12 protein-coding genes are annotated in these 12,170 nt (G+C 43.7%); 7 read left to right on the top strand and 5 right to left on the bottom strand.

Features of this window, described 5'->3' with window-relative positions; translation table 11 throughout:
* The first annotated feature begins 11 nt into the window (after positions 1 to 11).
* The 6 genes from ACYVAA_RS08960 (at position 12) to ACYVAA_RS08935 (ending at position 6,573) form a co-directional block, all read left to right on the top strand.
* Entirely contained in the window at positions 12 to 245 is a 234-nt protein-coding gene (locus tag ACYVAA_RS08960) for a 4a-hydroxytetrahydrobiopterin dehydratase family protein (protein WP_460540695.1), read from the top strand.
* Complete coding sequence (rsmI, locus tag ACYVAA_RS08955; protein WP_460540693.1) at positions 242 to 928, top strand: 16S rRNA (cytidine(1402)-2'-O)-methyltransferase; 687 nt, start codon at positions 242 to 244, stop codon at positions 926 to 928. The genes ACYVAA_RS08960 and rsmI overlap by 4 nt, the downstream gene beginning before the upstream one ends.
* A gap of 3 nt (positions 929 to 931) precedes the next feature.
* On the top strand, positions 932 to 1,720 hold the full coding sequence (locus ACYVAA_RS08950) for an inositol monophosphatase family protein (RefSeq protein WP_460540691.1): 789 nt from the start codon (positions 932 to 934) through the stop codon (positions 1,718 to 1,720).
* 255 nt (positions 1,721 to 1,975) lie between these two features.
* A complete protein-coding gene (locus tag ACYVAA_RS08945) occupies positions 1,976 to 2,590 on the top strand; it encodes an NADPH-dependent F420 reductase (RefSeq protein ID WP_460540689.1) in 615 nt (204 codons plus the stop codon).
* Positions 2,591 to 2,722: 132 nt separating this feature from the next.
* Entirely contained in the window at positions 2,723 to 5,719 is a 2,997-nt protein-coding gene (locus tag ACYVAA_RS08940) for an AsmA-like C-terminal region-containing protein (RefSeq protein ID WP_460540687.1), read from the top strand.
* Positions 5,720 to 5,823: 104 nt separating this feature from the next.
* The gene (locus ACYVAA_RS08935) at positions 5,824 to 6,573 is read left to right on the top strand and encodes a hypothetical protein (RefSeq protein ID WP_460540684.1); all 750 of its coding nucleotides are present in this window, start codon (positions 5,824 to 5,826) and stop codon (positions 6,571 to 6,573) included.
* Positions 6,574 to 6,770: 197 nt separating this feature from the next.
* Here ACYVAA_RS08935 and ACYVAA_RS08930 read toward each other — a convergent pair whose 3' ends face one another.
* Complete coding sequence (locus ACYVAA_RS08930; RefSeq protein ID WP_460540682.1) at positions 6,771 to 7,526, bottom strand: TerC family protein; 756 nt, start codon at positions 7,524 to 7,526, stop codon at positions 6,771 to 6,773.
* A gap of 256 nt (positions 7,527 to 7,782) precedes the next feature.
* Here ACYVAA_RS08930 and ACYVAA_RS08925 point away from each other — a divergent pair, with 256 nt between their 5' ends.
* Positions 7,783 to 8,295 carry an FKBP-type peptidyl-prolyl cis-trans isomerase gene (locus tag ACYVAA_RS08925; protein WP_460540758.1) on the top strand — a complete coding sequence of 171 codons (513 nt, stop codon included), beginning with the start codon at positions 7,783 to 7,785 and terminating at the stop codon, positions 8,293 to 8,295.
* A gap of 94 nt (positions 8,296 to 8,389) precedes the next feature.
* Here the strand turns inward: ACYVAA_RS08925 and ACYVAA_RS08920 are convergent, their stop codons facing one another.
* The 4 genes from ACYVAA_RS08920 to ACYVAA_RS08905 all read right to left on the bottom strand — a co-directional run bounded on the left by ACYVAA_RS08920 (position 8,390) and on the right by ACYVAA_RS08905 (position 12,033).
* Complete coding sequence (locus tag ACYVAA_RS08920; RefSeq protein ID WP_460540680.1) at positions 8,390 to 8,674, bottom strand: hypothetical protein; 285 nt, start codon at positions 8,672 to 8,674, stop codon at positions 8,390 to 8,392.
* Positions 8,675 to 8,838: 164 nt separating this feature from the next.
* Positions 8,839 to 9,513 (bottom strand): peptidase associated/transthyretin-like domain-containing protein, encoded by a 675-nt coding sequence (locus ACYVAA_RS08915; protein WP_460540678.1) that lies wholly within the window; start codon positions 9,511 to 9,513, stop codon positions 8,839 to 8,841.
* A 269-nt stretch (positions 9,514 to 9,782) separates the two neighbouring features.
* Positions 9,783 to 11,483 carry a GMC family oxidoreductase gene (locus ACYVAA_RS08910; protein WP_460540676.1) on the bottom strand — a complete coding sequence of 567 codons (1,701 nt, stop codon included), beginning with the start codon at positions 11,481 to 11,483 and terminating at the stop codon, positions 9,783 to 9,785.
* Positions 11,476 to 12,033, bottom strand: coding sequence for a gluconate 2-dehydrogenase subunit 3 family protein (locus ACYVAA_RS08905; RefSeq protein WP_460540674.1), 558 nt, complete (start codon positions 12,031 to 12,033; stop codon positions 11,476 to 11,478). Before ACYVAA_RS08905 ends, ACYVAA_RS08910 begins: the two co-directional genes overlap by 8 nt.
* Between the last annotated feature and the right edge of the window lie 137 nt (positions 12,034 to 12,170).

The raw sequence follows: 12,170 nt of genomic DNA, 5'->3' as shown, positions 1-12,170 counted from the left end.
AAAACACGGCTATGTGGAAAGAAGAAGACAATAAACTTAAAAAGACGTTTAAATTTTCGGATTTTACCGAGGCCTTTGCGTTCATGTGCCGGGTGGCTTTTTTGGCGGAAGCACATGGGCACCACCCCAATTGGAGCAATGTGTACAATACAGTGGAAATCGAGCTTACCACGCATGATGCCGGCAATACCGTCACGGAAAAGGACAGAAAGCTTGCTGAAGCCATTGATAAAATCAAACGATGACAGAGGAGCATAGACCCCACCTTTATTTGGTGCCCACACCAATAGGAAATCTTGAGGACATCACATTAAGGGCCATCAATGTACTGAAGAGCGTTGATGTTATTTTAGCAGAAGATACCAGGACTACAGGAAAACTGCTGAAGCACCTCGACATCAAGCGCCCTTTACAGAGTTATCATATTTTTAATGAGCACAAAACCGTGGAGAAGTTGGTGGAGCGCATGCAGTCCGGTGAGCAGTTTGCCTTAGTCAGTGATGCGGGGACACCTGCCATTTCGGATCCCGGCTTTCTTTTGGTCAGGGCCGCCAGAGAGGCTGAGCTGACCGTCAACTGCCTTCCCGGTGCCACCGCTTTTGTGCCGGCACTGGTCAATTCTGCCCTTCCCAACGACCGCTTTGTCTTTGAAGGCTTTTTGCCCCATAAGAAAGGCCGTAAAACCCGGCTGGAAGGGTTGATGGATGAAAGCAGAACCATGATCTTTTATGAGTCACCGCACCGCTTATTAAAGACCCTTACCCAGTTCAGTGAAAATTTTGGGGAAGAAAGAATCGCTTGTGTCTCTCGAGAGCTGACCAAAATCTACGAGGAAAACATCAGGGGAACCTTATCCGAGCTTATCGCATATTATCAGGAAAATCCCATAAAGGGGGAAATAGTAATTACTGTAGCAGGAAAAAACTAAAACATGGAACTTAAAGCATTATTGGAAAAAACCATTCTTATTGCAAAAGAGGCGGGGGCATTTATTAGAAGGGAAAGACAAAATTTTGATTTAAATAATGTAGAGCACAAAGGCTTTAATGACCTGGTCTCCTATGTGGATAAGGAGGCTGAAAAGATTGTGGTTGAGGGCCTGAAGAAAATCCTGCCTGAAGCGGGCTTTATCACAGAGGAAGGGACAGAAAACAAACAAGCCGAAGTCTACAATTGGATTGTAGACCCGCTGGATGGAACGACCAATTTTGTCCATGGCATTCCTGTATTCTCCGTAAGCATTGCTTTGATGAAAGATGGGGAAATTGTCTTGGGAGTTGTGTATGAAGTCAACAATAATGAATGTTTTTATGCCACAAAAGGAGGGGGAGCCTACTGTAATGATACCAAAATAACTGTCAGCAGTGCGCCAGATTTGGCCTCCAGTTTAGTGGCCACCGGATTTCCTTATTATGATTTCAACCACATAGACACCTATCTATCTGTCTTAAAGCACATTATGAAAAACTCCCATGGCATTCGAAGGATCGGTAGTGCCGCAGTGGACCTATGTTATGTGGCATCAGGAAGGGTGGAGAGTTTCTTCGAATACAATCTTAACTCTTATGATGTAGCCGGTGGCGTGATTATTGTTCAGGAAGCTGGAGGAAAAGTGACAGATTTCAAAGGTGGCGACGACTACGTGTTTGGCAGGGAAATTATTGCATCCAATACCGTAACACATGACGAATTGCTCGGAGAGATAAAAAGTGTTTGGTAAACACGTCCTTTTACATCTATTTGCCTCCCTTTTGGGAGTTTTATAGGAAAACAAACGTATTGTGCTTGTTTCCAAGCACATAAACAGTAAAATATTTGGTAAGGAGTCAAAAATTTTATAGTTTTCAGATAATTGTGCTAGTAGACAATTTGGACGACAATCATCACCCAACAGTTCTTTTTTATCACCTGAAAAAGAAATCTTCAGCTTTGTCGTTAACTATTTAAAGAATACTTTGATAATAACGGAATTCGGATGACTTTAGGAATATTAGGAGGGACGAAACTATCTATAACTTTGGGAAACAAATACCTGTCCATGGGCTTAAAGGTGGTTTTCGGAGTAAGGGAAGAGTTTGAAGCCAAGCAGATTGAATGGAAGATTCTCAAAATGCAAAAAGATAAGGTATTCGGTTATTGCGAAACCATCGAAAAATCAGATATCATCCTTATTTGCTGCGAAAATGAGTACCTGCCCTTGGTCTGCAAATGCCTGCGCCAGTTGGAGGGCAAGGACAAAATTGTGGTGGACTGCACTAACGGAAATTACAACTCAGATTTTGCCTGCAATACCTGCTATATCCAGGAGAATGCAGGCTATGACCGTGTTTTGAAGGGCTTTAACAACCTAGGCTTGGATTATCCCAATTCAGATCCCTTGGAACTGGTCAAGGAAACCTATTTCTGCGGAGATTCGGATGTGGATAAATTCAGGGTAAAAAAATTAATAGAGCTGATCGGCTTCAAGGCCATTGACGCAGGAAAGCTTAAGAATGCTCCTCTGCTAGAAGCCTTTTATCATCTCAGAAAGCAAATCAGCCATCAAAAGAATGAAAATATTGATTACCACTTTAAATTAATGTCCGTTTAATAACTTTTTGATTTCCCCTCACTCTTTGCCCACTTTGTTTTTCAAGGCATTAAATTTGATGTAATTTTAGTAAGCTTTTTTAAACTTCTCCCTAAAGAGAAGTCGTTTAGGATATATCAAATTTAATTTGCCATGAAAAAAGTCCTTATTATAACTTTAGCCGTTTTTGCTTTTTTATTAGTCAGTCTGATTGCATTGCCCATTATCTTTAAAGATAAAATAGTGGCGCGGATAGATCAGGAAATCGCCAATTCCGTAAATGCCCAAGTTTACTATGACGTAAACAATTTCAGTCTTTCTGCCTTTAAACGATTCCCGAACATATCGGCCTCAGTAAGCCAGTTGGGCATCACGGGCAATGTCCCTTTTGAAAATGACACCCTGGCCCACATTGATAATTTCCAAGTAGACTTTAATTTGATGTCGCTGATTTTTGGAGACTATCCGGAGCTCACGGGGTTACACCTTGATGGTGGCAGTATTTATGTCAAAGTCCTTGAAGACGGGACCGCCAATTATGATATTGCCATCGATACAGGAGAGGAAGATGTTCCTGAAGAGCCGTCGAACTTTAAGTTAGGCATTGACCTCATCGAAGTGGAAAATGTCAATTTTATCTATGATGATCGTCAACTGAATTATTTCCTCGCCCTAAAGGATTTTGATCTCGAAGGCCGGGGAGACTTTACTGCTGATGTCTATGACGTGGATGGTAAGTTACAGACCAATATTGTCCGAATGGATTATGAGGAAGTGAATTACCTCAGCAACAAACTCCTTACGGCAGATACAAAGATCCAGGTGGATATGGGACAAATGAAGTTTACTTTTGGAGAAGGGCAGTTTGGGTTGAACGACTTTTTCTTTGACGTGGATGGATTTATGGCCATGCCAGAAGAAGACATTGACTTTGACCTGACCTTCGAAGGAAAAGAAAATACCTTCAAAAGTATACTTTCCTTGGTTCCCGGAATCTACACTTCCTCTTTTGAAGGAATCAAAACCAGCGGAACCATGGATTTTGGTGGCTATTTCAAAGGAACATACAATGAGCAGGCTTTTCCTTCCTTTGATATTGCCCTCAAAGTGACTGATGGCATGTTCCAATACCCCGACCTACCCAAACCTGTCAACAATATCAATGTCGACATGTCGGTCAGCAACAAAACCAACCATCTCGACAATACCAAAGTGGATATCCCACAATTTAATCTGACCATTGGTTCCAACCCTATTTCAGGAAGGCTACTGCTGGAAAATCTGATATCCTATGATATCGACGGTCAGCTCAAAGGAAAGCTCAACCTAGAAGAACTGACCTCCATCTTCCCAATAGAAGGAATGGAGCTAAAAGGCATGCTGGATGTGGATGCAAGCGCCAAAGGACGGTACGACAGTGTTGCGGAAATCATTCCCGCCATCAATGCAAAGTTAGCCCTGAAAAATGGCTATGTGAAAAGCGATGATTACGAAGCCCCCATTGAGGCACTGAATGTAAATACGGTCGTAGAAAACAGTTCAGGGAAGATGAGTGATTTTATGGTAGACCTTTCCCGTTTTGGATTTACCCTAGAAGGGGAGCAGATTCAAGGAAACCTGAAAATCAGTGACCTGGATAAATTAAATTGGGATGGTTCCGTTCATGGCGCTGTAGACCTCGGTAAGATCAGCAAGATCTTCCCTATGGAAGAAGTCATCATGGATGGTAAAATCAAGGCCGATATCGACAGCAAGGGAAGTTATGCAGACGTGGAAGCGGAGCGGTACAACCGATTGGACACCCGTGGGCAAGTAAGCTTAACTAATTTTTATTATACGGATAAGGACCTTCCCCAAGGGATCAGAATTCATCAGGCCACGGGCGACTTCAGTCCTCAAACGGTTAATCTGAGCCAGTTTGATGCAAGATTGGGCGAAAGCCCTGTCAAAGCCACCGGTAGTCTGGCCAATTATATGGCCTATGCTTTTGAAGAAAACGCCGTACTGAGCGGCAAGCTGAATATCAGCTCCACTAAATTCAACATTAACGAGTGGATGACCGAAAGTGAAAGCAACACGTCAGATACCACCGAGCTAAGCCTGATAGAACTCCCCAAAAACATCGACTTTACCATGTCGGTAAATGCCGACGAGGTGCTTTATGATAACCTGGTTTTTAAGGAGGCCAAGGGCGTTATGGTTTTAAGAGACGGTATATTGACGTTTAAGGACACGGGAATGAAGACACTGGGTGGTCAGGTCACCATGAACGGTGCTTACAATACCCAAAACATCAAAGACCCCAAGTTCAATTTAGATTTCAAGGTTTTGGGAATGCAGATCAAAGAAGCCTTCCATTCCTTCAATACCATTAAAGCTTTTGCTCCTGTAGCCCAACACTTAGAGGGGGATTTCTCCACTAACTTTTCTCTTTCGGGAAATTTAGCACAAAACATGATGCCGATTTTATCCTCACTGGATGGAAGCGGACTTATTGAAGTGGTACAGGCCAAACTGGAAAACAGCAAAATCGTCAGCGGAATTACTTCACTGACCAAGTTGAAGGATGGAAATACCATTCAGCTGAAAGATTTGAACCTAACGGCAGAAATCAAAGATGGAATGCTGGAAGTAAAGCCTTTCGACATCAAACTCTGGGACTATCAGGCCAAAATTCAAGGTACCACGGGATTTGATGGAAGCATCAATTACCTCATCAATATGCAGGTTCCTGCAGGAAAACTGGGAAGCCAGGCCAATAACCTGCTTGCTGCCATCTCCGGAACCGAAGCAACCGGAGACAGCAATATACCCATAGCCATTAATCTGGGAGGTAGCTACAATCAACCCAAATTAAGCTTAGCTGGAGGGAACAGCATGGAAGCATTGATCACCAATGCCCTCAAATCAAGGGTCTCTTCTGAGAAGCAAAAAGTCCAGGAGGAAGTCAAAGAGCAATTTGAGGCTCAAAAAGACAGTGTCAGACAACAGCTGAAAGCAAAAGCCGATGCCGCCCAGGACAGTGCCAAGAAGGAGCTGAACAAGAAAGTAGAAGAAGCCAAGGGACAGGCAGCAGAAGAAGTCAAAGATCTGGTGAAAGGACTCTTTGGCAGGTCAAAGTCCAAGCCGGATACCACTAAGAACAATTAATTGTCCGATCACCATTTATGTAAAAAGTACCAATCTTAAAAAAAACCTGGAGCCAAAATTTCTTGATTTTTGTAAATTAAGAAAACTATTAAGCTCAAATTACCATGAAAAAGATATTATGGCTGCCTCTTTTGTTCTTTACCTTTGGTCTCGTTGCGCAGGACTTGGAGGGCGCTTGGAAACTCACTTATCTCAACGGTGACCCGGTAATAGACCGGGAAAGTGTGAAAATCTACCAGGACGGCTACTTTGCTTTTGGTACCAAGGAGACAGGGTCCAACCATTTTCTCAATGCAGGCGGCGGTCTCTATGCAACCGAAGGGGAAGATGGCTATACCGAAACCTATGATTTCTATACTGCCAATCCGAATAAAATCGGCACCAAAACCGACTTTACGATCAGTTTCATTAAAGACAAAATGGTCCTTTATTACAATAAAAGAGGGAATAATATGATCGAAATTTGGGAGAAGATGTCTGAGCGAGATGATGCCCTCAACGGCACCTGGGTAATTACAGGACGTAAACAAGACGGGAAAATCAGCACCATGACTCCCGGCGCAAGGAGAACCATCAAAATCCTCGGGGGTGGCCGTTTCCAGTGGATTGCCTTTAATTCAGAAACCAAAGAGTTTAGCGGTACAGGCGGAGGGAATTATACCGCCCAAAACGGTAAATACACCGAATACATTGAGTTTTTCAGCAGGGATGACAGCCGTGTAGGAGCTTCACTAGGCTTTGATTATGCCGTGAAGGAAGGAAAATGGCACCATAGCGGACTGAGTTCCAAAGGTGATCCCATCTATGAAATCTGGTCAAGCTACCGGAAGGCTTATTTGGAGAAACAAGACTAAGAAAGCTCCTTACCACACCGACTGGTTAAGCAAGCACCAATAAACCAGCCCGGCAAAAAATAAGAAAACCTGACCGCTTGATACATGATATTCCAGGGTATCAAGCGGTCAGGTTTTATACATCAAATAGGAGGGGAATAGGGCAGGCTGCTTATCAGCTCAGGTCCCTACCTCTGTGGTTATCCACATTTTCTCGATTAATCATTTTCCGACTCCTTCATTCGGGGATGCAATTCCACCGGCTTTTTGGATGCCTTTTTCCGCATCCGCATATTGACCAGCTCCACAGCCAAAGAGAAGAACACTGCAAAATAGATGTATCCCTTAGGCACCTCCACATGGAAGCCTTCCACCAACAACATCACACCGATCAAAATCAAGAAACTCAAGGCCAAAATCTGTAAGGTCGGGTGCTTGTTGATAAATTCGCTGATCTTGCCCGCGAAAATCATCATGATCAACAGAGAGATGACCACAGCAATGATCATGATGATCACATGGTCCACCAAGCCCACAGCAGTAAGGATACTGTCAAAGGAGAAAATCATGTCCAATAGGATAATCTGAAAAAGCACACTTCCAAAAGAAGCTCCTGTCTTGGACTTTACCTCTTCAGTCTCCCCTTCCATCTTATGATGGATCTCCATGGTAGATTTAAAGAGCAGGAACAGGCCGCCTCCGGCCAAGATCAGGTCCCTACCACTAAATCCATGGTCAAAAAGCGTAAACAAAGGCTCGGTAAACTGGATGATCCATGATATCCCCAGTAAGAGCCCCACTCTGAAGACCATGGCCAGCATCAGCCCCAAATTTCTGGCCTTGGGCTGTTGGGATTCAGGAAGCTTGTTGGAGACGATGGAGATAAAGATGATATTGTCCACACCGAGGACGATTTCCAAAAAGGTCAATGTCAATAATGCGATCCAGTTTTCGCTTTGCAAAAATATTTCCATGATATAAAAGGTTGATTTTTGCCTGAATTTACAAAGCTTTCTTATGGCAAACAGCTACTGTGGTATTTTTTTGTTTTCAAGCCGCTTCCCCCCCAACGGACATCCATCAAAGCCCCTCCATACGGGAACTCTTCTTATAAGCGAATGAAATTTAGGAACACTTTTACATTCACTTAAAACAGATTTTTGCTTAATTTTTCTACATTTGGAGCAGGAATTTACCGATATAATCATTCTCTCAGCTGAATTAAAAATGATGATTGCAGAAAAGAATAAAGTGGTCAGTGTGGCCTATGAACTACACGTGGACGATGGGGAAAATGGCAAAGAATTCAAAGAAAAAGTCACTAAAGACCAGGCTTTTCCTTTCCTTTTTGGTGCCGGGAATACGCTACCCGCGCTAGAAGAGGCTATTGCAGGCAAAAAAGTGGGGGACACTTTCGAGGTTTTCATTGATTATGAGAATGCGTACGGGGACTATGACGAAAGCAAAGTCACCATCATCCCCAAAGCCAATTTCAAGGAAAACGGCAAGAAAAACAAAGACTTGCTGAAGGTAGGAAGGGTAGTGCCCATGCAGGACGATCAGGGCAACCAACTCCGTGGAGAAATCACCAAAGTGGATTACAAAGGTGTTCATATGGATTTTAATTCTCCATTAGCTGGCTATGACCTTTATTTCAAAGGGGAAATCGTTGAGATCCGGGAGGCCGAGCCCGAGGAAATCGAGCATGGCCACGTGCATGGTCCGGGAGGCCATCATCACTAGTACTAAAAAGATACTCTTCGGAAATATCACCTTATCTACAGGAAAAAAATAAATACGCCAAAAATCAGGGTTGATGCTTGGCGTATTTACTTTTTTACGTTCCGGTTTCCTTTTTGACCACCTTAGCCAGGTACCTAAGCACAAAAAACGCAGCAATACAAACTACAAACAGTGCCAATAACACCAAACCAAGAAACACTGTCTGTTCTGAACTGATGTCCTGCGATTCTCCCGCCATTTGCATTATCATGTTCATCATCGCCTTTCCATTGAATGCCATGATGCTCAACCAAAGAAACAATCCTCCCATTAGCGCCACAAGTATCTGTAGTACGCTGACAAAAACGGAAGAAAGCTCATAGACAGGGTCTTTCATCATGTTAATCTATGATTCTGATCTAAGGATGCAATCCTATCAATATGTATTCGATTGGAAACTACTAAACTAGAGCATAAACATCGCCGAAAAAAGCAAGCACTGACACTCCTTTCTTCAGCAAACGGATCTCTCAAGTCCCGATGGAACAAGGCTTTAAGGCCCTTTTACTTTAATTTTAACGGTTCCACCTCCAAAGGGTTTTTCCACAATGGTCTGCTGGAGGGAGCCTGAACGGCATCTTCTCCCAAAGGCTTATACCTCGGTTTCCCCTTGACAAGCTTCTTCAGTGCGCCAACCAAACCCAAAGAAGGATTTGAAGAAAAAAAAATAACACCACCGTTGGTATTGACTCCTTTCAGCAAAGTATTGTAACTGGAAAAGTCATGATGATAACTTAGCTCTTTGATCTTCATTATTGTTAGGACATTGCGCTGCATCCTCCCAATTTCCCCCGCCTTGCTTGGACTTGCATTCATCATGGCCTCTTTGAATGCCTGCTCAGTAGGAAAATCATTTACTTCAAATTCCCTCATCTCCAACACCCTTTCCTCCAGTTCAACCAACTGAAACCTCGAGCCCTCCACCGAAACTTGTAGCAAAAAAGGTTGATAGGATAAATGCACAAAGGTAAGCTGGTCTCCCTCCTTCGCCATTATCTTAAATTCTCCCTGCTCATTGGTAGACACACGTTCCAAAGAACTGCTAATCCTAACCACCGGGATGGGCTGCTGGGTGACCTTATCCACCACCTTACCGGATAGTAGAATATTATCCCCTTGAGCAAACAAAATAAAAGGACAAGCCAATAAAAATGATACTATAAAGAGCAGTCTAATCATGCAGATCTTTTTTAAAGAGCAGGCAATCTAGCCTTTGGCTCTTTTAAAAAAACCTATTTAAACTTATTTAACACCCTGATTAACACTATTTAATAAAACATGAATAGTATCCACATTGACTTATCCACAATAAAAAAGCTGTTCTTTTCAGAACAGCTTTCCACAGTTTTATTTGGCCTTAAAGAAGGTGTAATTCTAAGATCAGCAAAGGATTGATGACTTATTCACCGCATTAACAATTTTAAAATCTCTTCCCAAATCCATTTGGATTAGCCTTGATTTTTTAGCGCATGATCCACTGCCCTGGCAGCAAAAACCATATAAGTCAGTGAGGGGTTTTGCGTACTGGTAGAGGTCATACAGGCACCGTCGGTTACGTACACATTCGGACAGGCATGTAACTGATGATGCTTATTCAAAAGTGAGGTTTTGGGATCATGGCCCATACGTACTCCGCCCATTTCATGGATATCCAAACCGGGTCTTCTGCCATCATCCCATGTCCTTACGTTTTTAAACCCTGCGGTCTCAAACATTTCGGCCATCTGCTCCCTGTAATCTTGGATCATGTCCTCGTCATTCTGGTCATAATCCACATTCACTTTGAGAAGCGGCATGCCCCACTCATCTTTTTCATTGGCATCCAAGGCCACATAACTCTCTTCTTTAGGGATGGTCTCGCCCATCATATGGGATCCTATTTTCCATGGTCCATAACTGGGGTTCATCAAGTTGCTTACCAAATCACTTCCTATTCCGGAACGGTCCGTTTCTATAGACCTTACCCCATGCACACCTGCGGCGTAACCTCTCAGGAAGCCCGTTTCTTGCTTATGTACGTTGCGGAACCTGGGCATATAGCCACTCGTTGGCCTTTTGCCACTGGTGGTATATTCCTGAAGTCCTTCATATTCACCTGAAACCCCGCCACGATAATTATGAAAAGCGATGAACTTACCCATCAACCCGTTATCATTACCAAGTCCGTTCGGAAACCTTTTGGAAGTGGAATTCAATAGGATCAGGTTGGTATTGAGTGCACTGGCATTGACGAAAATGATCGGTGCGAAATATTCTGTTACTTCCTTAGTTGCTGCATCAATTACCCTTACTCCCGTGGCTTTTTCTTTTACATCATCGTAAATGATGGAATGCACCACAGCATTATTTCTCAAGGTAAGGTTCCCCGTTCTCATGGCCCAAGGTATAGTGGCCGAGTTGGAGCTAAAATACCCTCCAAAGGGGCAGCCCCTTTGGCAAAGCGTACGATGCTGGCAAATGCCCCGGCCCTGCTTGGCATAGTATTCGGCATTTCCCGTGATATGGGCACATCTTCCGCTGATCACATGTCGGCCGGGAAATTTATTTTCAACCACAGACTTAAAGTAGTCCTCAGCAGCGGTCAGTTCTATTCCTGGTAAAAACTCCCCATCCGGCAAATGCGGAATCCCATCATGGTATCCGGCGACGCCAACAAATTTCTCCACATAGCTATACCATGGCTCTAGGTCCTTGTACCTGATGGGCCAGTCCACAGCAAAGCCGTCCCTGGCAGGACCTTCAAAATCAAAATCACTCCATCGCTGGACCTGGCGCGCCCAAAGCAGGGATTTCCCACCGGTCTGATACCCCCGTATCCAGTCGAAGGGCTTTTCCTGAATATACGGATGTTCCTGATCCTTCACGAAAAAGTGCGCAGCATCCTCTCTGAAAGCATAGCAACGGCTGACTACTGGATTTTCCCGTTGGATGTCTTCAGGAATCTGCCCCCTGTGTTCAAACTCCCAAGGCATCATGTTCGTGGTGGGATAGTCCTTTCCGTGCTCTACATTCTTTCCCCGCTCCAACACCAAGGTTTTCACCCCTTTGTCACACAGTTCCTTGGCGGCAAAACCTCCACTCATCCCTGAACCGATGACTATCGCCCCGTAGGTATTTTCTTGTTGCCCTTTTGTATTCAGATTAGCCATGGATATTTACTTTTTCGCCTGGTACTATTTTCTTTTTTCCTTCGAATTTCGGTCCCGGAACCAATTGGTACGGCATCAATTCGGTCATTACATATTCCGAAGCCATGTAGGCCTGTAGGGTGTATTTCTTCACCGTCCCAAGGAAGTAGCGGTAATCCTCCTTTTCTTCCTCTCCCTTCTCTAAAATGGCCAGCACCGTTGCTTCTGACGTTGACGGATCCATCTTGGTAAATCTACTGCCGAAATTCGTTTTAGTGTACTCCTCAAAATTCTTCAGTCCGTTTAGAAAGCGCTTCTGCTCCTCGGCAGCCAAACAATCATTGGCCATCACCAAGACAAAATCATGCACGCCCAATTCCAATGCCCCTTTCAAATCGGTCTTTGGAATTATCGTATCCACCAGCTTCTTCAGCACATCCTCATGGGAAGCCGTTATCTGAAGCTCATCGTAGGCAGCAATGATCTGCTCTTCACTGAAATCGCAGGAAGGGATCAGTGCCAAACCTCCTGCCGCCAGTGCCAGCTGTTTTATGGCCAATCTTCTGTTCATATGAAATGGGGTTATTGGAGATGAAGATTAAATTAATCTGAAAAGTTAAAACGGTTTAGCTTAATTTTCAATTTATTGATCCAAAAAAAACAAAAAAACAGGAACTCTTAAGGTCTCTGTTTACAAACTAAATCTAA

The organism is Echinicola sediminis (genome assembly GCF_054777495.1).
Note: the sequence above shows the minus strand (reverse complement) of the source record. Positions and strands in the feature narration are given on the sequence as shown.

Coding starts and splice junctions, on each gene's coding strand:
- ACYVAA_RS08960 (WP_460540695.1), top strand. CDS start 12: ATGTGGAAAGAAGAAGACAATAAACTTAAAAAGACGTTTAAATTTTCG.
- rsmI (WP_460540693.1), top strand. CDS start 242: ATGACAGAGGAGCATAGACCCCACCTTTATTTGGTGCCCACACCAATA.
- ACYVAA_RS08950 (WP_460540691.1), top strand. CDS start 932: ATGGAACTTAAAGCATTATTGGAAAAAACCATTCTTATTGCAAAAGAG.
- ACYVAA_RS08945 (WP_460540689.1), top strand. CDS start 1,976: ATGACTTTAGGAATATTAGGAGGGACGAAACTATCTATAACTTTGGGA.
- ACYVAA_RS08940 (WP_460540687.1), top strand. CDS start 2,723: ATGAAAAAAGTCCTTATTATAACTTTAGCCGTTTTTGCTTTTTTATTA.
- ACYVAA_RS08935 (WP_460540684.1), top strand. CDS start 5,824: ATGAAAAAGATATTATGGCTGCCTCTTTTGTTCTTTACCTTTGGTCTC.
- ACYVAA_RS08930 (WP_460540682.1), bottom strand. CDS start 7,526: ATGGAAATATTTTTGCAAAGCGAAAACTGGATCGCATTATTGACATTG.
- ACYVAA_RS08925 (WP_460540758.1), top strand. CDS start 7,783: ATGATTGCAGAAAAGAATAAAGTGGTCAGTGTGGCCTATGAACTACAC.
- ACYVAA_RS08920 (WP_460540680.1), bottom strand. CDS start 8,674: ATGATGAAAGACCCTGTCTATGAGCTTTCTTCCGTTTTTGTCAGCGTA.
- ACYVAA_RS08915 (WP_460540678.1), bottom strand. CDS start 9,513: ATGATTAGACTGCTCTTTATAGTATCATTTTTATTGGCTTGTCCTTTT.
- ACYVAA_RS08910 (WP_460540676.1), bottom strand. CDS start 11,483: ATGGCTAATCTGAATACAAAAGGGCAACAAGAAAATACCTACGGGGCG.
- ACYVAA_RS08905 (WP_460540674.1), bottom strand. CDS start 12,033: ATGAACAGAAGATTGGCCATAAAACAGCTGGCACTGGCGGCAGGAGGT.